This is a genomic window from Kouleothrix sp. 19917, from assembly GCF_057073505.1.
Genome location: NZ_CP097100.1, coordinates 258338 through 280995, shown reverse-complemented (window position 1 = coordinate 280995; position 22658 = coordinate 258338). Strand labels below are relative to the sequence as shown.

Genomic DNA, 22658 nt, shown 5'->3' with positions numbered 1-22658 from the left:
AGATTAGCCTCCGAAAATGGCGAGGGCGTGCGCAAGCGCTCCCGCGGCGACACCGAGCACGAAGGTGGCCGCGAGCAGCGCCGCGGCCAGCCGCCACCCGGCCATGCGCGCCATCATGATGACGGTAAAGATGCCGATCGACGGCGCGGTGCAGATCAACGCGGCGACACCGCCGACCCCCGCGCCGAGCTGCGTGACGATGATCGCCAGCGGGATCTCGAACAAGACCGGGATGCTGACGATTGTGCCGGCCAGGGCCAGCGCGATGATGCCGTCGGGCGTATCGCCACCGAGCGGGCTAAAGAGCGGCTGGACCAGCACCCGGGCGGTGGCGGCCAGCAGCGTCGCAACAATCATCAGCGGTAGGAGCCGGCCAGCCAGCGTCACGCAGCTCCGCCACCAGTCGTAGAGCGCGTTCACCCCAGCGTCACGCCAGCTCACCACAGGAACGGCCAGGTTCACGCCGGCCGGATCGAGGGTCTGCGTGTGCGCGAGGGCGCGGCTGAGCAGCGGGAGCGCGACGAAGGTCAGCGCGGCGCTGAAAACGATGCGCGCGATCACGACCGGGCGCGGAAACAGCGTCGCGATCGTGGTCAGGCCGACGATGTTCCACAGCGCGCTGCCCAGGACGATCCCATACGCGGCTTCCGGCGCGCGCGTCCGGCTGCATGCGCCCTCGCTCGTGACCGCCGCGCAGTTTGCGCAGAGATTAAGCGGCGCGCCAAGCACCGCGCCGAGCAGCACTCCGCCAAAGCCGCGCCGCCCCAGCGCTCGCTCGACCGCGGGCGCCGTCAGCAGCAGCGAAAGCGCCGCCCCGCCGATTGCGAGGCCAAAGGTCATCCCAAGAAGATTGGCGCGCCAGAAGTTCAGCGCCGTCAAGGCGATCGCCAGGCCGGCCGGCGCGTCCGGCGCCACCTCCCAGCGATCCGAAAAGCTGATCGGGACGGCCCCCTCCGGTCGCCAGGACGACTGCACCGCGGCGACTTTGGCATACTCCGCGGGCAGCCGGCTGCCGAGCAGAAACAGCGCGAGCAGAAAGAGCAGCAAACATGCCTTGAGCGCGGCCTGATTTTGTCGGGTGAGGTCACGCCGCAGGCGCGACAGCGAAGCAACCGTCATACACACCCCCACCGGTCATAGCGATCGCCACGGCACATATCGTGCGTGGTATGCAGAGTGTACCAGCAGATCGACCCAGCAAGCGTTGCGGAAGCTCGGCAAAATGAAAACAAGTCACGAGGGCATGCGTCCGATCCTGATCGGACGCATGCCCTTACCGACGATTCGTATGATACACCTAACGCTCGTGTTGGCGGCACACGAGACGCGGCGAGGATACGTCCGTGAACAGGCTGCTGCTTCCAGCTTCCGGCTGCTGGCTCGTGGAGCTGCGGGGCCAGTCGGCGTCAGGCGACGTCCTGGGGAGGATGCGGCGGCGCACTCGATGGTTCGCCCGCCGGAGAGGCGACCTGATCCAGCGCATCGAGGCGCGCGCGGAGCACCTCCTCGACAATCGCGCGCACGGTCACCCGCTTTCCACGGCGTGCCTGCTGATCGAGGGCAAAGCCCTTGACTCGCAGCAGCAGATCCGAGTCCAGGCGTATGACCCGGAGATCCTTAGCCGTCAACGGCTCGCGCGGAATTTCCAGGTCGGGGCGCTCCAAAAACGCGCGCAGCGCATCCTCGATAATGCCGGCCGGCGCTCCTCGGGCCTGGGCGCGCTGGACTAATGCGCGATCGATGGCGACTGTTCTCGTGTGCCTGGCAGAGGCAGGTTGCGTTTGCATGGTCACCAGCGGTACTGTGTGCGGTGAAGCTGCTCTAGTATACCAAAGAAGCCGGGGCGCGTGTGCGCCCCCGCATCTTGCCGACGCCGCCCGGCCAGCATGCATGCCTGGCTCCGAATTATGCCTGAGCGCAGCGCGGATCTAACCGCGGGACTCCGCGTCACGCGCGTCCAGGTAGGCGCGGACGATCTCTTCGATAACCGCTCGCTGTGAAACACGCCTCCCCCGCTCCACCTCTCGATCGAGCGCGAACCACTTTACGGCCATGATGAGTTGCCGATCGACCGAAGTAGTGCCGACGGTTTCTCTGAGCACCGTACTTCGCGGCACCGCCGTGTCGGGGGCCGCAAAAAAAGCGCGGAGGGCCTGCTCTACCACCTCGGTCTGGCTTCCGTACGGCGCACAGCGCCTTAGAAGCGCCTGGTCAAGCGCGACGTTGATTCGACGCGTTGGGGCACTCGTCCCAGCACCTGGTTTCTGTTGAGCGAGATCGTCGTTCATAGCGGATCGCTTTGTCTGCCACAGCAGTATACTACCGCTTGCGCTTCCGATGTAAAGATAGAAGGGCGTTTTATATCGCTTGGTGCGAACGGAGGAATCGGGGAGATCGCGCATCCAAACTGCCTTCTCGCGTTCCCCTCATCGCCACGGCGCAGGCGCTTTGATGCGAAAAATATACCGCTCGGTGCGAAAAATTGCAGAATTATATGTTTCATGCGAAAAATCGCGGGCATCAGACTGTCCTCGAACCCTCACCGGCGCGCCGAAACGCTTATACGTTGCGGTCGAGCAGCTTGGCTTTGATCTCATCAAGCAGTGTCCAGATCAAAAAGAAAGGCCATCTGGGACAATGCCCAGATGGCCTTTTTGGTGCTATGGAATGCCCCCGATTCTGTCACGGACCATCATCTCTCTGCCCACGGGCGACCCGCGGACGCCGTTCCTAGCTTGCGCGGTGTTACCGCGCCTCGCCGTCGCGGCGGCGGCCGGACCAAACTCTCTGGTGCAAACGCCTTGCGGCTCCCAGAGGGCGCCTGGCCCACCGGCCTTGCTGCTCTCACCAGCGCAGTCCCCTAGCCGTCGGCATTGCTGCCGGCGCTGTCGGGCGCTTACCCCGACTGTTTCAGTCCTGACCTGAGCCCGAGGGCCATCGGCCGGAACGTTCTTTCTGTTGGCGTCTTACGTCGCCGGGCACTCGCGCGCCGGCGCCCTCCCTTGCTGTTTCAGGAGGTAGTGTTCCAGCTCGTATGAGCTGGGCGAGCAGTCGGGAAGTTCCTCTGGCGCGCTGGCCAGCGATGGTCTACCATGCACCCTGCGCGTTTAACACCGTACTGCGGTGTCGATAGCTGTCGATGGTCGGGCGTCAAGGAGTTGCACCTTGGACTGCGGTTTATAAGACGGCCGTGTTCCTGTTACACTAACGCCCGAGGTAGCTCCCGTCATAGCGGCGGGAGCCGGAGGTCGCCGTGGTGCGCGTGGATACGCACCGCAGCTTTGCGCATATTGGCCTCTGCCCGGTCGAACCGGAGGCCGGCGAGTTGCTCCAGCGCGGTTGCCGCCAGCGGATGGCGCTCAGCAGATCGCTCTTCTGGGGGTCGCGCGCAGCCACCGTTTGAGGTACGTGGCTTGCTCCGCGACGATGTCGGCGCCGAACAAGGTATTGGGGAAGGAGGTGGGGGATCTCAGCGAAGCTCAGCGCGGCCATCAGGCACTCATAGGCGGCATAGCCGCCGTCGTCAGGTGTATCCATCGTGGCCTCGCTGGGATCGTAAGGCGGTATCCTGTCCAGTTAGACGAGCAGGGCCGCGGCCCCGTCGGCGGCTCGAACGCCGATCTCCGCAGCGGGAAGTGTCCTATCCAGTTAGACGAGCAGAGCCGCTGCTCTGCCGGCGGCTCGAACGCCGACCTCCTCCCTCTGGTACCGGCCGTCGGAATCTGCCTCAGACCGCTGTGTGACACTCCGTCCGCTGAAAGTGGGCGGTTTCTGGCGGCGTTAGCGCCGCGCAGCAACAGGAGGCGCACTCCTGGCCTGTGTCCGAGGCACTACGACATGACACGCATGTCGATACGTGGTCTGCCGCACCTGGACGCGCCCATAGCAGCCGAACATGCTGCGGGAGCAAATGTTCGCACCACCATTGGCGTCACGGTGGACAATCGCACCACAGCCGGAGCAGCGGAACACCCGCCCCCGTGGTGCGGAGGAGTGGACATGCCCACACGCCGCGCATGTCCGGGTCGAGTAGTCTTCGGGAATGTGGTCGGTGGTGCAACCAAACCGACGCGCCTTGTAGCGCATATAGGCTTCAAACTGGCCACGCGCCCATTGGGACAGCTTCTGGTTGGTTTTGCGACCCTTGTCCACACTATCTGCAATGTCCCGCACGTCGCCGACCGCCAGCCGGGTCACGCCGTGCTGGCGTGCGAAGTCCGCCAGGCGACGGCTTGCGGTGTGGAGAATGTGACGCTGCTGGCGATAGAACTGTGCCGATGCCTGAGCCTTACGCTGTGTCAATCGTTTCCAGCGGCGACTGCCCTTCCGACAGCGGGCGAGCTTCGTCGTGAGCGTACTGTGCCGTTTGTTGCGCAGCCGCTTGACCGACCGCAAATAGCGCCCGTTGAGTACCAGCGCGTCACCTCGTTCGGTGACGATGGTCGCGACGTTGATTTCGCCGAGGTCGACCCCGGCGGTGATACCGTCGGTGCGAGTAGGCGGGTCTGGTGGTTCCTCAACAGTGAGCGCGATCTCGAAGTGATCAGCCCGCCACAGCAAGGCGACCTGGCGGATGGTTGCGCCGCGGAACCGCTCCGGCAGCGGCAACACCAGATCGCGCTGCTTTCGCCCGTTTGGCAGGATGAGGGTGCTGTCCACGACCCGCACTGCCTGCCCCTTCCATACCACTGTTTGGAATGACTTCGAGTGGTGTGGGTAGTTGGCCTGAGTATCGCCAGCGGCACGGTTGTGGCGGGTGGTGGCCACGTTAGCCAGCAGTTGCTGGACAAGGAACTGGGCGCTCTGCGAGTGAAGCGCATAGACCCCTCCCCTCGTTAGGGCGTTGAGATCAGCTTCCGTCAGCCAGACTCCTTGATCGCGAGCGGCGATATGGGCCTGTACGAGAGCACTCCAACAGCGGCCGGCCTCGCGCCGCAGCGTGTCGCACAAGGCGAACGTGTCCGCAGGGAGATGGCGCAACGCGATGATTTGGACAGTGTTGGTGGTGGCGGCGATTTTGTAGGCCATGCCCAAGTATAGCAGAAAAGATGTTCTACTTCAAGCGATTTGATGCGTCAGGGTGCGGCGTAAAGTTTCGGGCCGCAGGGAAGATGCCGTAGCGCCATCCCATTAAGACGAGACCATTTCAAACCGGGGCAACGTCGCAATACTCGTTTCCGGTATAATCTCTCGGTCGTGCTTATCCCCCCTTTTCCTGCTCAGCACGGCATCCTAGTTAACCGCGTTCTGCTACGAGGTGCTGTATGTCCACCCTCGACTCCTCTGCTGTCTACCAACTCCGCATCCGGCTCGACCGCATCAGCCCCATGATCTGGCGCCGGCTACTCGTTACCGATGCGACGACCATCGCCGAGCTGCACGCCAGCATCCAGATCGCCTTCGGCTGGAGCGCCTCGCATCTCCATCAGTTCATCATCCACGGCAAACACTACGGCATCGCCTACCTCGGCGGGGTCAGCTTTGCCGACAACCCCGACCACCTTCGCCTGGCTGATTTCCGCTTTCGAGTGGGCGAGCGCTTCAACTACGAGTACAACTTCCACGTCCCCTGGCGCCACGAGATCCGCATCGAGCAGATCATCTCGGCAGCCCCAGGCCACCATTACCCCGTGTGTGTCGGTGGCGCTCGTGCCGCACCACCAGAGGAGTGTGCTGATCCCCACGCTTTTCTCGCCCTGCGCCAGCAGTATCACCCGCTCCACATGATCGAGCGCCTCCTGGCCCTCATCGACGACCCGGACGCGCATCACGACCCCTACGACGAGCTACGGACGCTCCAGTACTGGGCGTCTGTCAATCGCTGCGACCGTCGCGCTATCAATCAGCAGCTGCGACACGACCAAATGGTCACGTCCGAAACGGAGGCGTGCGCATGAAGCTCACGGTGCAGCTCGTTATCGAGCCAGGGGATGGGTCCAAGGTCGTGACCGAGGTGGCCGCCCTTGAGCGCGAGGGACTGACAGAGGAGACCCTCGGCCTGAGCTTGGCCGAGGGAAAGGCGATCCTGGCCGGCGTGCAGGAGAGTATGGTTGCCCAGCAGGCAGCCAGCTACACTACAGCTCAGCAGACCTGCCCTGCCTGTGGCGCACCGCGTCAGTGCAAGGGCCATCACCAGATTGTGGTGCGCTCGCTGTTCGGCACGCTGCGGCTCGACAGCCCACGCTTGAGGCGCTGCGCCTGTCAGCCAGCCGACAGCCCAGGCAGTAGCAGCCCGCTGGCGGAGCGCCTGGTGGAGCGGACGACACCCGAACGATGCTATCTGGAAGCCAGGTGGGCGGCGCTGCTGCCGTTTGGGGTCACCGTCGACGTGCTCTCCGAGGTGCTGCCACTCCAGGCGAACCGCGCCACGATCTATCGGCATACGCAGCAGGTGGCCGAGCGACTGGAGAATGAACTTGGCGACGAGCAGCCGTTCTTTATCGAGGGCTGAGTGCGCGATTGGGATGCGCTACCCCGGCCCCTGGGGCCGCTGACCGTCGGCATTGACGGCGGCTACATCCACGCTCGGGATGGCGACAGAGAGCAAGGCGGGTTGGTTCGAACTGATTGTCGGCAAGAGCGTGCCGACCGATGGCGATGCCAAGTGCTTTGGCTTTGTGACCAGCTACGACATCAAACCCAAGCGGAGGCTGGCCGAGCTGCTCAAGGCCCAGGGACTACAGATGAATCAGGCGATCACGTTCTTCTCTGACGGTGGCGACACCGTGCGCGATCTCCAGTTGTACCTGAGGGTGCTGGCCGAGCACCTGCTGGACTGGTTCCACATCACGATGCGCATCACCGTGCTGCGGCAACAGCTCAAGGAGCTGATTGCGAGTGTTCCCGATCACGATCTGGCGAAACTGGACGACGAACTGGAGCGCCTTAAGTGGTACCTCTGGCACGGCAACGTTTTTCGGGCGCTCCAGGTGCTTGAGGGAGTCCAGTGGGAGCTGGAAGACCTGGACCAGGAAGTGCCGGCAAGCCGCAAGCTCGCCAAGACGGTGGCGGAATTCCACACCTACATCACAGCCAACGAGGACTTCATTCCGAACTACGGCGACCGCTATCGGTATGGCGAGGTGATCTCGACCGCGTTTGTCGAGTCGACGGTGAAGTGGGGTGATCAGCAAGCGCTTCGTCAAGAAGCAGCAGATGCGTTGGACGAAGAAGGGCGCCCATCTGCTGTTGCAGGTGCGAGCCCAGGTGTTGAATGCGGATCTACGGCCAACCTTCGAGCGCTGGTACCCGGCGATACCCAGCACAGATGTTTCAGCAGCCCTGGCGGCGTAGCTAGCCCCCACTTTGAAATGGTCTCTCAAGACGCTCAGCATTCATTGAGGCTGGCCCGGTCGGCCGTACCGCTCGACGCCGCTGCCTAGCGCACCGGTGTGCGAGAATCGGCAGGCTCGCAGGGGAGGTGCATGGTCGCCAGAAAATCTTGCCAACCCCCGATTCAGAACTGCTATCTCAACGCCGCATCAGTGGCAGATAAATTACTCGCTGCAACACTTGGACCTCATTATCTGCGCTGATGATCTGATCGACACTCCCATCGCTGTGTGCATCAACCTGGACGCTTAGCGCACCTCGTCCATCCCAGGCTGCATAGTCGATGATATGGCTCGCCCCCGCCCCGATATTAATGATCGCGTGCTGGTAGTGATGCTCTCCAGTCGCGTCGACGCGCATGATATCAATCCCGTAGCTCCCGCCGCCTGCCAGCGCATTGCTGAAGTGGAGCTCACCGCGATCAGTATCGACTGTCATCGTCACTGTTTGGCCCGCACCAATATCGGCGCTCTGGATGCTCAGGGAGTAACTGGCTGCAGGAGCAGCCGACAGGGCGCCTCGCGCCGGCGGGGAATCTAAAGCTATGGTGAGATTCGCCTCAGCCGCAGAGTCGGCATGATAGCCGATAGTGGTTCCATCTTGGCCGATCATCACCTGGTGCTGGTGGCCGGGGACGAGCGACCCGCCGTCGACAGTAACCGCGTAGCCGGGGCCGAACTGTGAAAGATCGATATCGGTCGTCGTCGTCAGCGCGCGTCCGTCCAGCCGCACTGTATAGGCGGAATCCGTGGGTAGATCGTAGCTGATTGGGCCAGATTGATGGATACCAAATACAAAGCGGCGCTGAGAGGCTCCAGGGATTTCGTCATATTCTTGATTGCTATCGACTCCGATCCGGTGCCCGAGTGAGTCGGTGATCAAGATGCGCGCATCGCCCCGCGAGGTGATGGCCGCGCTCTTGGGAGAATCACTGCTGCCACATGTGGGGCATTGCATAGGCGGTTGATTCTTTATCACCTCAATCAGGTCGAGAGTTGATTTCGCTCCCCCTTGCCATATACCTTGCCCGGTGTCATAGAACCAAGTGTTAGCTGTCGCATCGATGATAACATGGCGATCCACACTGTCGGGGAAATTTGGGTCATAGACTTGAATCCAGAATATGTTGTCACCACGACTCTGCACAGCGTATGGTGTCAGTGTATGTCCAACCCACTCTTCTGGCTTCTCTTCTTGCTTCGGTTGATACCAGATATCCAGGGTTGCATCGACGTTTGATGCGTTTTGTGCGAGGGCGAGGCTGAGATCCTGTAGTATCCGTCCTGGCGTATGAGAACTTGAGTCTTGGCGCGCCTGATACGCCGGATTCGCTAGTTGGCGAATTTGGTATGACGCCAGGTACTGACGTACCGAGTCGAAGTGCAGATCGTGAGTTTTCGTAGCCTGATCCTCGAACATCCCTGGCTGGTCGAGTTCACGGAAAAGCCGCATGCTGGTCACAGCCATACCATAACAGAGTCCATTCGGAATATCGCTTGCCTGCGTTTTCCACCAATCCTCGAAAGGCTTCTTTAGTTGACATTGCCCTTGGATGAAAGATTGGCAAATGACGTCGCCAAAGATATCGCGCATGCTCATGATCGTCAGGTCTTCTGGTTTACCACTGCCGTCATTGGCGAATCGATAGCCATCTAACTTGGGTGTAAACGCTATCTGCGGATCGATTAATTGAATTGCAGTCGGCAGCGTCATCCGCAGGCTGTCAGGGTTGACGACCGTGAGAGCATAGCTGCCAGCTTTAAGGCCAGAAGGCAGCGTTGCCAGGATCGTTGTACTACTTTGTCGTTGTGCGCTTGCTACTGGGAAACCATTTATCAAAACGCTCGCCCCTGAATGAAAGTTATGCCCCTCGATTGTGATCGGCTTAAGCACTGCGGTCAGCATCTGATTTGGCGTCACCTGGTCGATCTGGGGCCGGTCGCTTGCAAGCGGTGTGCTAAGGCGCAACGTTAGCGGCGCGTAGCCGCACTGGGGCGGCGAGCACGGTGGGAGCAACGTGTTCCCGTTGCGGATGACCGGGCGGATGCCGCCATATCCCGCTGTGACGTGCTGCACAGCGCATACGGGACATTCAGCAAGCTCGACGCGCATCACCCGCCCCGGCAACACCTTGTGTTCAAACGAGAACTCGCCCTGCTCGGTCGTCTCATCGATCGCAATCGTTTTGCTTGTTAGGTTGTCGACCAAGGCCACCTTCAGACCGCCAAATGGACTCCCTAAGCGATCGAGCACAACGCCGCGGAGTTCGCTGGTTGGCGGTTGCCGATGCACCCGGTACGTGATCTCGGCCTTCTTCGCCTCATCGCCCTGGCCTTTCAGGAGCCCCGCACACGTCGGATCGGGCGTGTCGCCCAGATCGCCTGTGATGGCGCAGGTGAGCAGATCGATATCAAGGTTGATGTCGCGCAAACCTGGCTGTGGATTGATGTCGATCTGGTCATCGCCGAAGTCGAGGCCGAGGAATCCATCATCGTCCCATAGCTGCAGATTTGCCGCAATATCTGTCGTGGTTGCGAGATCGACAGTGGCTTCCCCGAACCAGTCGGTCAACCGGAGATCGTTCATGCCATCCTTTGGCTTGGTCTGATGGGACTGACCGTTCACCGTAATCTTGGCGTAGAAATCAGGATTGCCCTGGGTCGGCCCTTCGATGACGTCGGGATCGATACCATGGACCGTCTCCACGATCAATTGCGTGACCACATTCCCGTTGAATGGCAGCGCCACATCGACGGCGTCGACGAGACCCGCCGAGGCCACCCCTTGGTTCGCGGTCTGGGGCATACCGACGAATGCGTCCGCATGGGGCTGAAGCGGATCGCGTAAAAATGCGACTGCCCAGCCGTAGGTACTCACTGAATCCATGGTAGGCGCCAGGGTCGCCGAATAATTGAAACTGAGGCCGTTGAAGGTAAATATGAACGCCGCGCCGTTGCCCGCGTCAGCCGGGTCGCCAACCAGGAGCGTTCCACCGGAGAGTGCGACCGACCAGCCAAAGTTGGCTGATTGTGGATATGGATCAGGGCTCAGCAACCTCGACGTGTGGCGCCAAGACCCCTCCCGATACAGAAAGATATGAACAAAGCCGCCGGAGACAGTGTCAATCGGCGTATTCATATTCCAACCGGCTTCCCCAACGGCGATCACGCCAGACTCCAGCGCTACTGCCCTGCCAAAGCCGCCATTGGTGATCGGCTGGTCGGGGTCGACCAGGCGCGGTTGTTCGGCCCAGTTTGAGCCTGTCCGCGTGAAGACATGGACCGCGCCATCTCGGGAAATAGCACTACCAGGTAGCGTGGTCTCCTCCGGCGCGCCGACGACCAGTGTATCCGCCATCGGATCGTCAGGATCTTGCGTGTGCGTCTCGAGCGCGATCGATTCGCCAAAATGAGTAGCCTGAGCGCCAGCGTGTGGGCGGACCTTCACCGGCTCGGGCGCCCAGTCAGTGCCGACACGGTCGTAGATCGTGACGGCACCGTTGTTCAAGGAACCCGAATCATCTGCTATGCCGAGCTGGGAAACCGCGATGGTGTCGCCGGAAATGGCGACCGCATTCCCAAAGTTTCCTGCCTGTGAGGGGACGTCGGGCAGGAGCGGCGTGCGCTGCCAGCTGGCAGCATCGAGCCAGTTCGTACCATTGAGCCGAAAGACATAGGCGGCGCCTGAGGGGGGAGAATAGAATCCGGGATTGTGACGATAGGCGCCGACCACAATCGTGCTTCCGCTGATCGCGACAGCATGCCCGAAAAAACTATGGTCTAACTCGCCGTAGAATGTCGGCCCGGTTTCCCACTGCCCATTGTTGAGACGAAAGATGGTGATAGAGCCGCGTTCCGTCCCGGTGGCGCTATCGGCTTCCGCGCCGACGACAGCGAAGGAGTCATCGATTGCTACGGCGTTGCCAAAGTGCGCCTGTGGTGTGGGTACCGTAGCTCCCATTGTCTGTGTTTGCTGTGGGCCCGCCAGAGGCGCCGCTCGCACCTGCGATGATCGGTGGGGCGACAAAAGGAGGGCCGTGATGCACAGCAGCGCGAGAACGCGTCGGCTGGTTCGAGTGGATCGCAGGCTCATCGATGTCTCCTTTGTGTGTGAGTGGCTATGATGCACTGTGGCTTGGGTGCATGATTCCCTCCCCAGTATCAATTCTGGTTGTTCGTAATCTGGTAACTGAAGTCAGTATAATCGCCGCCCGACCAGCCGACATGCTTGACCCCTGATTCGGTCTGGCCCTCACCAACGCGTACATTGATGGTATCTTGCGCTCGCAAATTATTGGTGCGGCAGTTCTTCCCCTCGTACAGCTGCACTGTAATATTGACCGTCACTGTGCGATGATCCGCTTCTAAATGCACCTCGTAGGACACTACAACGCGCACCTCGTCGCCAGTACAGCGTTCAAAGGAACCGGAGTCCGTCGGCTTATCCGGACTCACGACTATCGGTGGTTGATCATCGATGGCATGATTCTGACGCTCGTTAGAGCCAAAGGTCTCGTCGTCTTCGATGTACAGATCGCCCTGGACAAGAACCTGACGGATCGAACGAGCGATCCAGGCTCGCGCCCACGTAGCAGCCTCTGTAGCCTTGTTGGCGGCCTGCTCGGCCGTGGCCGCGGCGTCGGCAGCGCCTTTCGCGCGCGCGGCCTTGGCCGCCTGCTGTGCCGCAGCTGCGGCCTGCTCCGCGGCGCTCGCTGTGTCCTCCCTAGGATTCTGACGCGCGTTCTGAGCTGCCTGGGTCGCAGCATCGGCCGCCTGCCGCGCTGCAGCCGCGGCCTGCTCCCGTTGGACGATGGTCTGGCGGGCAGCGCTCGCTGCGGCATCAGCCTCGTTGGCGGCCTGCTCGGCCGTGGCCGCGGCGTCGGCCGCGCCCTTCTCGCGCGCGGCCTTGGCCGCCTGCCGTGCCGCAGCTGCGGCCTGCTCGGCGGCGCTGGCTGTGCCCGTCGCAGGATTCTGGCGCGCGTTCTTAGCTGCCTGGCGCGCGGTGTCGGCTGCCTGCTGTGCCGCATCGGCCGCCTGCTGGGCCTGGGCTGCGGCGGCGTCCCGTGCCGCCTGAACCGCGGCGGCGTCCCGCGCCGCCTGGGCTGTGGCGGTCTGCGAGGCTGCCTCTGCGGCTGCTTGTGCCTCGGCAGTCTGCTGTGCGGCCCGTGCCTCGGCAGTCTGTTGTAACCGGGCGGTGGCATCCTGTGCCGCCACAGCCTGAGCAGTTGCAGTTTGCGCGGCGGCGGTCTGCCGGGCCATCTCTGCCTGTGCCGTCTGTTGGGCGTTTGCCGTGGCCTGCGCCGCCGCCGCGATAGTCGGCCCGACATCGACGGTCGGCGGCGCGGCAGCAACGGCGGTGATCGGCGCAAGCAGCGGCGCGCCCGACGGCTGAGAGAGCGCGAATACCGACATGCCGCCAAGCAGCACAAGTATCGCCACCGCCGCTGCGATCCCAAGCCCTCTTGGTACGCGCCGTGGCGCAGCCGCCACAGGCGGGCGCCCGGAGCGCACCCGCTCGAGATCGTCGACGAACTCGGCGACAGACTGATAGCGCAGGTTGCGGTCCTCCTGGGTGGCCTTGGCGATCACCCGGGCGATCCCGGCGCTGGCCTGCGGGTTTCGGCTGCGTACCGTCCTATGCTTCGACTGGGCGATCGGCTTGTAGGGCTCGCCGATCAACATTTCGCCGAGCGTCAGGCCGAGCGCATACAGATCGGTGCGCACATCGAGGGCGTTGGAGATCTTGTCCTGCTCCGGGGCCATGTAGAATGGTGTGCCAGGGTGGTGGAACTCGGTGCCGCCACGCGTATACATGACCGTCGTCAGATTTCCCTGCTGATCCTGGGCTGCCCCGAAGTCGCCGAGCTTCGCGGTCAGCCCACCACGCCCGTCGTCGAACAACAGGATATTCGATGGCTTGATGTCGCGATGGACAACCTTGCGCGCCGAACTCGCCTCCAGTGCCGCGCAGATGTCCAGTGTCAACCGAATGGCCTGATCCTCTGGGATCGGGCCGCGCTGCTTGAGATGCTCCGCCAGCGAACCACGATCGGCCAGCTCGCACAACAGAAAGCTCTCCTGCGTCTGCGGGTCGGTCAGTAGCCCGTAGCACTCGATGATGTTCGGATGCTTCAGCTCTTTGAGGGTACGAGCCTCTTTGGCGAATTTCTGGCCGGTGCGCGGCACGTCGCTGCCTACACTCGCCGTCTTTAGCGCACAATATTGATTCCGCCTCGGCACGAAGACCTTATAGACCGTCGTATCCATGCCCTGGCCGATCTCGCGATCGATGACGATCTGACCAGTGGTGACGAACCCGCTGCTCTGGAGACTCATAGCAACCTCTATTAGTTATCTGGATTGTTAGCGCGGCGCAATGCCGGCCGGAGCGACAAACTGGACGAGCAAAAGCGAATCCTGGATCTGGATATAGCCGCGTCCTAGCGGCATGGAGAGATGTCCCATCTGGCGTGGCAGCTTCATGCCGATACTGGTGGCCGCCTGGCTCTGTTCCGGCGGGCGCCCGAGAAACACCGCCGCCCGCTCGCCTCGCACCGCGCGCAGCAGCCGGCTGCTCCCGGCATTGCTGAATTCACTGCCGCTGATCAGCAGGTGGAATCCGATGTCCTGGCCCTGTGATGCGAAGGGGGCAAGGTTCTCAAGCTCCTGAGGGATGCTTCCAAGATGATCCCATCCACAGATCACAAGAAAGAGCCTGGGCCATGGGCCGTTGCCACGCACGCGCTCGCCGAGCTCGCGCTGGAGCGCCTCAGCCAGCGCGCGGAGTTGGCTGTCCAGACGCACCATACGCACCTGCTCGAGAACCTTGGCTGAGGTGCCGGTGCCGACCTGCAGGCCCATCTCGCGAACGTGCGGCAGCTGCTCGACCATCTGGAGCTTGCGACGTCGGTAGTCCACCAGGAGAAACTGCGCTTCGTCCGGCGTATTGCGCACCGCCAGACCGGCGATAATCGTACCCAGCAGCGACGATTTCCCACACCGCTGCCCGCCGGCGATCAATAGGTGCGGCGTGTTTCCGGCAAAGTCAAGCACTATCGGTTGGAACGACACGTCGGCAAGCCCGACCGGTAGCTGAGTGGTACTCGTTTCCACCGGCATCAGGTCGGATGGCGCGACAAACGGCGGCAGCTCACGCAGCGGCTGTGGCCGCCGCCCGCCTGCCTGCCCATACTTGGCGCTGATCTTGCGTACGGCCTCTTCCGTCTCGTCATTACCAGGTGCGACAATCACGGATCCACTGCTATTGTCGGGATTGGAGCTGGCAGGTCGCAGACTGGGGAGCGCGATCTGGATCTCGACCGGGCGCTCGGTGGCACGCAAGAACCCACGTCCCGGCTGGTCGGCTCTAATTCGGGCGGCGAACGATTTGCCAATGAGCGAATCTGAGTCTGCCGGGTCGTTCAGCCGCAGCGCGATCCGCGTCTCGCAGTGATTCTGAATCCCGCTGGCGACATCGCGCGCGGCCGAACCCGTGATGAGAAACGTCACTCCGTACTTGCGCGAGTCGCGCAGCAGCGCCCGAAGCGTTTCGACCGCGTCGGGGGCGGATGCGGCAAGCTCGGCGAAATTGTCGATTGCGACCAGCAGATGCTGCGGTGGCTCGGGCGCATCGGGTCGTGCGACGCGCTGCGCCACGTAGGCTGCCAGCGTATCCACAGCGTAGTCGCGGAACAACTGCCGGCGTCGGTCGATCTGTGTCTGAAGCTCGACTAACAGGCGTTCGATCCGTGCCACATCGCCCGTGGCAAACACATCGGCCAGATGCGGGAGACGCGTCTCCCCGGCCTGGCGCGCCCCACCATACAGCCCGCAGGCGCCGCCACTCGGGTCGATCGTGTAGATCCAGAGGTTAGATGGTGCGTGGCGTAGCGCAAACGCGAGCAGCAAGGTGCGCAACAGCGTCGTTTTTCCAGAGCCGGCGGATCCGAGCACCAACATGTGCCCGCCGCTCTCGGCGAGCCGAAAGACGAGCGGGGTCTGTTCGGCGCTGGTCGGCAGATCACATAATCCAAACACAGCGCCCGATTCTCGCTGATGTTGCTGCAACAGATCGCCGAGGCTTACCTCACACAGCGGCGGGAGCCAGATACGGTAGTGACTGGCCGCATATGTACTCCCGTGCGACCGCTGCATCGCCAGTTTGAGGAGCGTCAGTTCGCTCTGGTTGGCATCCGGTGAAGTTGCATTGGATAACAGGTTTGCCAGTGTGTGATTCAGCTCCTCGATCCTCCCGGTGACGTCCATGGTCCACTGAGACACCTGATCGGCGGCTGCGTGATACGGCAGGGTAACAAGCGCCGACTGGAACATGTGCGCCTGAGTGCCGGCACGAAAAATTCCCCGTCCGGGCGTATCGGTCGCCAGGTAGGCCGCGTCGGGGAGGCCAACGACTGCACGACTATCGTTGGGGGAGGTTACGCGTAGCGCGATATTATAGGCCAGGTTGAGCAGCATCCCCTCTTTGATGCTGGCGGGCTGCTGGGTCGCAAAGAGCATATGAACGCCAAGGCTACGGCCCTGTTTGGCCACACGCACGAACTCCAACACCAGATCAGGGTAGTCTCGCGCCATCTCGTCGAATTCGTCGATCACGATCATGAGGTTCGGTATCGGAGCGAGGTTCGCCCCGTTCGCCGAAGCTTTCGCACGGTATTCGTGGATGTCCGCGACTCTGCAAGCAGCCAATGCACTCTTACGCCGGTCGAGCTCGCTGTTGATCGCCAGCAGCGCACGCTCAGTCATATAGCCGTGGAGATCCGTCACCACGCCAACAGTATGGGGCAGATCGGCCAGATCGCGAAACGTCGCCCCACCTTTGAAATCGATCAACATCAGATTCAGTCGATCAGGGCTATGGCGCACGGCGAGCGCCATCAAGAAGGTGAGTAGCAGCTGGCTCTTTCCCGAGCCGGTCGTCCCGGCAATCATACCGTGAGCGCCATGCGCGCCCTCATTCAAGTTGATGATCAGCGGATGCGCCGCATCGACCAGCCCCACCGGCACCGGGTGCCAACTCTTGTTTGGATCGATGTTCCAGAGGAGATCTGGCTGGTACGCGCGGATGTCCGCGATATTGAGCAAATCTGTGAGTCGCACCTGGCGCGGCAGATCGCGCCGGCCGGTCGCGTCGGCCAACACTATTTTTGCCAGTCGTCGCGCCAGTCGATTGGACGTCTGTATATCGATCGCATCCACAGCACATCTGATCACACTGCCGATCAATCCGGCGACTGCGAGCACCGGCTGTGGATCTGCGAGATCGATATAGCCACCACATTCTCCGGGAACCTGGTCGGCCTGCGGCACGATGCAGAGGGCATGAATCCCGCATACTCGACCGCGCCGCATTGCGTCGGCGAAGATGCCGTAGTCGCGACCGAACCGATCATAATCGTCGAGAATCAAGACTAGGCGCGGGCGTGACTCCTCAGCACTGGCCTCATTGCGCTGCTGAAGTTCACGTGCCAGTATGCCAATGAGATGCTGGAGATGCTCGGTTGGCCCGTCGTACCGCGCGAGCAGCCGGTAAGTATCGTCGCCAGTGAGCGCACATGTATGGGGCATCCAAAGCATCCAATCCCAATCGCGGCTGCGTTCGTCGCTCCAGACCCCTATCACCCGAACGTCGCCTGGTGCATGGTGTACGATCAGCTGTGCGAGCATGGCGCGCACGAGTGCCAGCGCTGCTGGTCGCTCGCCAGCGATACCAAGCGATCCGACCTCGCGTAATCGAACAGCCAGCGGCACATCTCGAACGGTACTGTACTCACGGGCTAGCGTTGTCGCGCGCTCCATCAAGGGGAGCGAAGCGAACTGGTTCGCCGAGGGTTGTTTGATCTTGACGCTGGCCGGCATGTCGGCGCGACCAATGCGCAGCGCCAGAAAGTCGGCATGCTCAGGGCGGCGCTCCCAGAGCCGCTGGCGCGGGGGTGTGTCGCCACCCTCGGCCACGCCGGCGATCCGGACGAGCGCGCCCGGCTCAGGGTCGTTCTCATTACGCTGGGCGCGCTGCCGATAGTCCAGATCGGCCAGTCGCGCCTGAATGCCGCTGTAGACCGCCTGGCAAAGATCGTCGTACTGCACCCGTGCCGCCTGCTGCGCCCGGCGATGCCGCCGATAGGTCAGCAGGCCAACGCCAACGCTGATCACGGCAATGCCGATTGATGGGAGGCTCACCCACGGATTTATTCGGGCTTCGGGGCGGATCAGCAATATGATCACGTAAAATGAAGCCGTCACCAGTGGAAGCAACATGGCCGTCAGTTGTGGGGTGATTGGCGGATTCGGTGGCGGTGGCGGTGCCGGAATCTCCACCTCATCGTCTGGCAGGCGGTGAACGATGCGCGGCGGGCGATTGAACGGCTCAGCAGTCGCCGCTCGATCGGGTTGGCGACCCGGCGCCACGACAGTTGCGACATTATGGGCCACGTCGGTGCTCTCCTGGCGGTATTGGAAGGATCGCGATCCGGAGATTCCAGCCATCCAAACCAAGGCGTACAGTGACGGCGTGAGCGGGTAGCTCTACGAGCTGGCCTTCAGGAAGTGGCTCTGTCGCAGACCCCAGGTAGGTTCTGTTCGCGAGTGGCAGGAGCGCCCAGCCGTCGGCAGTGCGAACCAGGTCGCAGTGCCGCTCGCGACTGACCCGGCGCAGCCGCACATCGGTACGGTCGAAGGTGCCGGGCAGAGCAACATCGAGATGCTGGAGCAGAAACAGCCGCTGGAGTGACACTGTCTCGTAGACATCGACCTGACAGCCAGGCGCAATGTCGATGCGGCAGAAGCTATGGCTTGGCGCAGCGACTGGCGCGCGCGCCGCGTGCATCCAAGGCGACGTCAGCGTCGCTAGGTAGAGCGTTTCTCCAGTCTGCACTGCTGCCTGAGCCAGGGTCTGCTCAGATGGGAGCGGATCGAAGCCGTAGTGCGTCCGGCGGAACAGGCCGTACGCCGTCCACAGACCGACCGCCGCGCCCTTCTTCTGGATGATCAGCAGAAGATGCTTGACAATCTCCGCCAACGTTTCGGTGCTGCGTGCGGCATAGCGCTCACCCTGCGCCCCACCCCACTCCACGTCAAACAGAATATCAGCCATCATCGCCTATGTCCGCCTCCGTTATAACCCAGGGTTGGCCGCCACAGTCGGCCCTTGAACAACCCAGCGCCGCAGCAGTTCGTGTAATTCATTCTGCCTGGTGCGCCGCGCATCTACCAGCGAGGTGGCCTCGTCGAGAAACAGCAGCCAAGCAGCTGTCGATCCTTGCACCAGCAGAATGGTGCTGCCCTCAACGATGGTCTCATTTTCGTACACAAGCACGCTCAGCGAGCCACGCCAGCGCCAATGGCGCAGCGCTGCAGCAAGCGGGGCAGCATCGGCCGGCGCCACTCCCTGGGCATGGAGAATCGCTCGTGTGCCGGCACTGTCACCTGCATCAGCTTGGTCACGGGCGGCAAATAGCGCGTCGAGCGGAACCTTCACCCCTAGTGGCGGCTCCGCGCCCCGCACGGGAAAGCATGTCTCGAGCCGGGCGACAAGCGACTGCTGCGGATAGAGCGCGGCAATCCGATACTTCCCTGCGGCTGGCATCGTCAGCTCCGCGCATAGCTGCTCGACCTGATAGTGGAGGATCGTCTGCGGCCCCAAGCCAGGTCGCTCGCGAACGCTCACCCACACTCGCCGAGGGGCGGCCATCACGCGGGCCAGATAGTACAGATCGCGACGCAGCACCAGGGTTCCATCGGGCTTGCTCGACAGACCACCCTGCTCACGCAGCTGATGATGCCCCTGGCGCAGCCGCCGCTGAAGCTCCTCGTCATTTGCCGGGGCGAGGTCGGGGTGCTGTAACATGGGAAATGCCACAACGCCAGCAGCGTCGATCAGAACCAGCATCGCATCGGCGTCGAGTATCAGCCCATCGTCACGAGCGGTGGAAACATCGTTCATTGCACACCTATCATTTCGCCCCGCCGTCTTTGGCGCCGCCGAATCGCAACCCCAACATGAAGAAGGGCAGCTTGACGGTAACGCCATGTTTACCAACATCGCCGCCTAGCTGGAATGTGAGCCCAACTCCACCGACAACTCCGACGTTGTAGCCTGCCATGTTGGCACCAATCTCGCCCTCGAGTGAGCCAAGCGATATTCCGGCGCTTCCCGAAAGTTTGCCACGATCCCATCCAACTCGCGCCTCAGCCCCAGGGCCATGCACCGTCGAGGTGCGCGTCAGCCCGAGCGCCGTGTCACCCGTCACCATCTCCTGCGAGCGATTGTACGTCGAAAGCTCGGCAAAGACCCCGGCGCGTGTGCCGTGCTGGGATACACCGGCGAAGACCTCGGTCGATCCATCTGATGCAGTGAGCTTGTGATGGTCGCCATCCTGTATCCAGTGGTCAGTACGCTCGTTGAGAGTCAGCTCCCCATAGGCGCCAGCGTGGAATCCATCCTCGTGCGACTGGTTTATCCCAAAACCATAGGCGCCCTGAATGTCGCCCCAGGATTTCGGTAGATATGCTGTGGGGATGCTGGATGTACCAAGCTCGTAGCGAAACTTCCGCTCATCGCCAATCTCCAGGCTCAACGGCGGCTCGGCGTTCTCCCCAACCGCGGCGGCCGTATGTTGATGAGGCTGCGCTGCCGCGACTACGGCGGATCCAGCGCCGGCGGTGCTCGATCGAGATTCGCCCTGGGCTCGGCTGTGCTGCACCGGATCGCTAGCCGGCCGCCGACGAGGGTGTGGCTGGTCTGCGGCGCGAAGCCGTGGCAGAGTATGCTGTGCGGTTGCTACAGGAGAAGCAGCGAAGCCGGTGGTGGCTTCGATGGCTTGGGCGAACTCATCGATCCGCGTGGCAAGCTCTGCCAGGCGCTCGCATTGCGGCGCCATGCGCTGATGTGTGTCGTCCCATGCCGCCAGGCCACGGTCGGCTGCAGCGCCGCGCCAGCTCAGCGCAAGCGCGCCTATCGCCGTATGCAAGGCATCGTCGGAGCTGATGATCGCCTGGGCGGCGGCGCGCATCCGCTGTGCGGCCTGGCGAAGTTGGTCGGGGTCAACTCGGATGTGGTGTGGCATGCGACACCTGAGATTTCGTCATAGCGCCAAATGGTTGAGCAGTTGGACCCAGCTCACTCATCCAGCCGGCGATCCGCTGCCGAAGCAGCGCCATATCCACACTCTCCAGCAGCAGCGACATACTTCCCGGCATTGCCTGAGTGATCAGCCATGCCGACCCCGGCCCTTGCACAAACGCCGGGTTTGTAGCGAAAACGACCTCCCGGCCCTGGCAGCGCAGAAGCGCAAACATCCCACGCAGCGCTGGTTCACAGAACGCGTTGAGCAGCAGCCCGCGCACGCGCGGCGCCAGCTCGTAGGGGTTGAGAAGCGCCGCGGCCGTATCGTAGTCCTGCCGTGCGGCGGCGGCGACGAGTCGATCGAGCACCTCCATCGGCAGCAGCACACTCTCGCCGACAGCTGCGCCCCGCCTCACCGCGAAGCGCTCGATTAACCGCTCGGCGATTGCGCCAATCGCCGGTAGGGTGCGAAGCATGACGCTTCCAACCGAAGGTATAAGCTCAACCGCCAGCCCGTCGGAGCAGTAATGAATGAAGACCTCAGCGTGACGACCGAGCTCAGTGGCGCTTGTCACGCACACAGCCTGGGGGAAGGCCATCACGGCACCCATCATGAGTAGCACCGGATCAAGCTGTAATGTCCCAGTGGGCATACGGGTGAGCAAACCGCGCTCCGCGAGCCGCACTTGCCCCTCTATCAGCCGCGCCTGAAGCGCGCTGGATGAGGTCGGCAGCGGATATCCAATCAGCGTAGTCGTTCGTAGCGCGTCCATCAGCACAAGCAGCTCGACATCCAGCAGCGTCACTTCGATCATTGCGGCGATCATCCTCTCACTGAGTGAGTACACCGAAGAAATCGGCGAGAGCGAGGGGCAGCTCAGCTGTGCTGCTCGTGTCCGGGCGCGCCTCGAGCAGGTGCCGGCTGGCCGTCGGCATGAGCGGCAGCCGTCGCATGGCATCAGCAGTCATGGCTGGCAGGTTATTGCTCCAGGGTATTCGAAAGCCGTCGCCGTTATGTGCCGCTACGCTGATCTCGCCCGTGAGTGTGAACGGCTGGGCGGAGAACCAGCTCGACCCGACTTCCCGAAGGCTTGTCGGCCGGACATCGTAGTTGAAACCAGCGGTGCTCGCCAGCGGAGTTAGCGGAGCAAGCGCATCGACTGCTCGCATCACATCATCTGGAAGCGCCCGGCTCAGCGCGTGATGCACGGTGACGTGCAACTCGGGCGGGAGCGCGCGCAGCGTCGCTCCGATCACACCCGCGGGATCGACGCCGTTGATTCCAGGCGCCACATCCGGAAGATATTGGCCAGCGAGTCCGGCGGCGGCTTTCAGCACATCTTCAGGGTGCCCTTGTGCAATGGCATGAATAGTGTCTTGGGCAGTGCCGACAACGTTCGGCGAGCCAGTCGAGCCGGCAAGTGCCGACGCCGCTTTGTCGACGGCGTCAAGCGGGCTATCCGCCGACGCTGCGGCCACGATACTATTTTTGATAGTCGCACCCTCAGATCCGCCGGGGATGAGCTGGGGCTCGGCAAGCCCGGCGGCGGCCGTTAGGAGTTTGGCCGGATCGCGGTGCGCAACGGCGTCGATCCCTTTGTTAAGGGTGTTGGCAACATTTGGAGTCCCGGGTACTGCGGGGATGGTAGCGAGCACCTTTTGAACGGCGTCGAGCGGGTTGCTCGCTGTGGCTACGGCCCTGACCATATCTCTGGCCAGGGCGCCCTCAGCGCCGGTGGGAAAGGGAATAGCGCCAGTCAGGCTACCCACCAGCCCACGCCAGTCGCCGGTGCGGACGAGATCGGGCAGATTGGCCGCCAGTCCCAGACCGCCGCCGGCGATCTGCAAACCAAGGCCGACAGGTGGAAAGATAAAGCTGAAGACGCTTCCGACGATGCCCAGGCCGCTAACGGCAAACCCGAGCGCCCGCTTCCAGAATGGCTGATGACGTGCCTGCTCCAACGATTCGGCGTAGTGCTCTAACCCCTCGGCAAACTGCGCGAGATTCTCACTGGCCGCGCCGTACATTGGCTCGAGCGCACGCCAGCGTTCCAGGCAGCGCTCGCGGCTCCCGCCCTGCCAGACGGTGGCGAGCTGATCGATGGCCTGGTTCATGCTGCCGGCACGCCCCGCAATCTGCTCTGCGGCCCCGCGCAACTGCGTAGCCATGTGCCGTATCTGGTCAGTATCGGCCCCAATGCGCCCCACAAGCCCCTCCCTCTAGTACAGGTTGGCGGAAGTTCGTA

At 62.5% G+C, this 22658-nt stretch carries 13 protein-coding genes, 1 tRNA gene and 1 pseudogene; 3 read left to right on the top strand and 12 right to left on the bottom strand.

The window, feature by feature from the left end; translation table 11 throughout:
- Positions 1 to 3: 3 nt before the first annotated feature.
- Positions 4 to 1119 carry a permease gene (locus M1P90_RS36235; protein ID WP_483705932.1) on the bottom strand — a complete coding sequence of 372 codons (1116 nt, stop codon included), beginning with the start codon at positions 1117 to 1119 and terminating at the stop codon, positions 4 to 6.
- Between the two features lie 224 nt (positions 1120 to 1343).
- Between M1P90_RS36235 and M1P90_RS36230 the strand changes: the two genes are divergently transcribed.
- On the top strand, positions 1344 to 1730 hold the full coding sequence (locus tag M1P90_RS36230; protein WP_483705930.1) for a hypothetical protein: 387 nt from the start codon (positions 1344 to 1346) through the stop codon (positions 1728 to 1730).
- A gap of 198 nt (positions 1731 to 1928) precedes the next feature.
- Here M1P90_RS36230 and M1P90_RS36225 read toward each other — a convergent pair whose 3' ends face one another.
- The 3 genes from M1P90_RS36225 to M1P90_RS36215 form a co-directional block, all read right to left on the bottom strand.
- On the bottom strand, positions 1929 to 2288 hold the full coding sequence (locus M1P90_RS36225) for a hypothetical protein (protein ID WP_483705928.1): 360 nt from the start codon (positions 2286 to 2288) through the stop codon (positions 1929 to 1931).
- Between the two features lie 852 nt (positions 2289 to 3140).
- A tRNA-Ile gene (locus tag M1P90_RS36220) sits at positions 3141 to 3214 on the bottom strand.
- Positions 3215 to 3780: 566 nt separating this feature from the next.
- A complete protein-coding gene (locus tag M1P90_RS36215; protein ID WP_483705926.1) occupies positions 3781 to 5028 on the bottom strand; it encodes an RNA-guided endonuclease InsQ/TnpB family protein in 1248 nt (415 codons plus the stop codon).
- 236 nt (positions 5029 to 5264) lie between these two features.
- On the opposite strand from M1P90_RS36215, the gene M1P90_RS36210 reads away from it, so the two are divergent.
- Positions 5265 to 5897, top strand: coding sequence for a plasmid pRiA4b ORF-3 family protein (locus tag M1P90_RS36210; RefSeq protein WP_483705924.1), 633 nt, complete (start codon positions 5265 to 5267; stop codon positions 5895 to 5897).
- Positions 5894 to 7293, top strand: a pseudogene (locus M1P90_RS36205) (ISKra4 family transposase). Before M1P90_RS36210 ends, M1P90_RS36205 begins: the two are co-directional and overlap by 4 nt.
- Before the next feature lie 177 nt (positions 7294 to 7470).
- Here M1P90_RS36205 and M1P90_RS36200 read toward each other — a convergent pair.
- The 8 genes from M1P90_RS36200 to M1P90_RS36165 all read right to left on the bottom strand — a co-directional run bounded on the left by M1P90_RS36200 (position 7471) and on the right by M1P90_RS36165 (position 22620).
- Positions 7471 to 11424, bottom strand: a complete 3954-nt coding sequence (locus M1P90_RS36200) for an IPT/TIG domain-containing protein (protein WP_483705922.1) — start codon at positions 11422 to 11424, stop codon at positions 7471 to 7473.
- A 68-nt stretch (positions 11425 to 11492) separates the two neighbouring features.
- Entirely contained in the window at positions 11493 to 13667 is a 2175-nt protein-coding gene (locus tag M1P90_RS36195; protein ID WP_483705920.1) for a serine/threonine protein kinase, read from the bottom strand.
- Positions 13668 to 13694: 27 nt separating this feature from the next.
- Positions 13695 to 17780, bottom strand: a complete 4086-nt coding sequence (locus M1P90_RS36190) for an FtsK/SpoIIIE domain-containing protein (RefSeq protein WP_483705918.1) — start codon at positions 17778 to 17780, stop codon at positions 13695 to 13697.
- Positions 17770 to 18444 (bottom strand): hypothetical protein, encoded by a 675-nt coding sequence (locus M1P90_RS36185; RefSeq protein ID WP_483705916.1) that lies wholly within the window; start codon positions 18442 to 18444, stop codon positions 17770 to 17772. Before M1P90_RS36185 ends, M1P90_RS36190 begins: the two co-directional genes overlap by 11 nt.
- Before the next feature lie 18 nt (positions 18445 to 18462).
- Positions 18463 to 19290, bottom strand: a complete 828-nt coding sequence (locus M1P90_RS36180) for a hypothetical protein (RefSeq protein ID WP_483705914.1) — start codon at positions 19288 to 19290, stop codon at positions 18463 to 18465.
- Positions 19291 to 19300: 10 nt separating this feature from the next.
- Positions 19301 to 20413 carry a WXG100 family type VII secretion target gene (locus M1P90_RS36175; protein ID WP_483705913.1) on the bottom strand — a complete coding sequence of 371 codons (1113 nt, stop codon included), beginning with the start codon at positions 20411 to 20413 and terminating at the stop codon, positions 19301 to 19303.
- A complete protein-coding gene (locus M1P90_RS36170) occupies positions 20391 to 21227 on the bottom strand; it encodes a hypothetical protein (RefSeq protein WP_483705911.1) in 837 nt (278 codons plus the stop codon). Before M1P90_RS36170 ends, M1P90_RS36175 begins: the two co-directional genes overlap by 23 nt.
- 16 nt (positions 21228 to 21243) lie before the next feature.
- The gene (locus M1P90_RS36165; RefSeq protein WP_483705909.1) at positions 21244 to 22620 is read right to left on the bottom strand and encodes a WXG100 family type VII secretion target; all 1377 of its coding nucleotides are present in this window, start codon (positions 22618 to 22620) and stop codon (positions 21244 to 21246) included.
- Positions 22621 to 22658 lie beyond the last annotated feature (38 nt).

Excerpts from the sequence above, each read along its gene's own strand:
- M1P90_RS36225 (WP_483705928.1), bottom strand. The coding sequence starts at position 2,288 with ATGAACGACGATCTCGCTCAACAGAAACCAGGTGCTGGGACGAGTGCC.
- M1P90_RS36195 (WP_483705920.1), bottom strand. The coding sequence starts at position 13,667 with ATGAGTCTCCAGAGCAGCGGGTTCGTCACCACTGGTCAGATCGTCATC.
- M1P90_RS36235 (WP_483705932.1), bottom strand. The coding sequence starts at position 1,119 with ATGACGGTTGCTTCGCTGTCGCGCCTGCGGCGTGACCTCACCCGACAA.
- M1P90_RS36170 (WP_483705911.1), bottom strand. The coding sequence starts at position 21,227 with ATGATCGAAGTGACGCTGCTGGATGTCGAGCTGCTTGTGCTGATGGAC.
- M1P90_RS36210 (WP_483705924.1), top strand. The coding sequence starts at position 5,265 with ATGTCCACCCTCGACTCCTCTGCTGTCTACCAACTCCGCATCCGGCTC.
- M1P90_RS36175 (WP_483705913.1), bottom strand. The coding sequence starts at position 20,413 with ATGCCACACCACATCCGAGTTGACCCCGACCAACTTCGCCAGGCCGCA.
- M1P90_RS36215 (WP_483705926.1), bottom strand. The coding sequence starts at position 5,028 with ATGGCCTACAAAATCGCCGCCACCACCAACACTGTCCAAATCATCGCG.
- M1P90_RS36185 (WP_483705916.1), bottom strand. The coding sequence starts at position 18,444 with ATGATGGCTGATATTCTGTTTGACGTGGAGTGGGGTGGGGCGCAGGGT.
- M1P90_RS36200 (WP_483705922.1), bottom strand. The coding sequence starts at position 11,424 with ATGAGCCTGCGATCCACTCGAACCAGCCGACGCGTTCTCGCGCTGCTG.
- M1P90_RS36180 (WP_483705914.1), bottom strand. The coding sequence starts at position 19,290 with ATGAACGATGTTTCCACCGCTCGTGACGATGGGCTGATACTCGACGCC.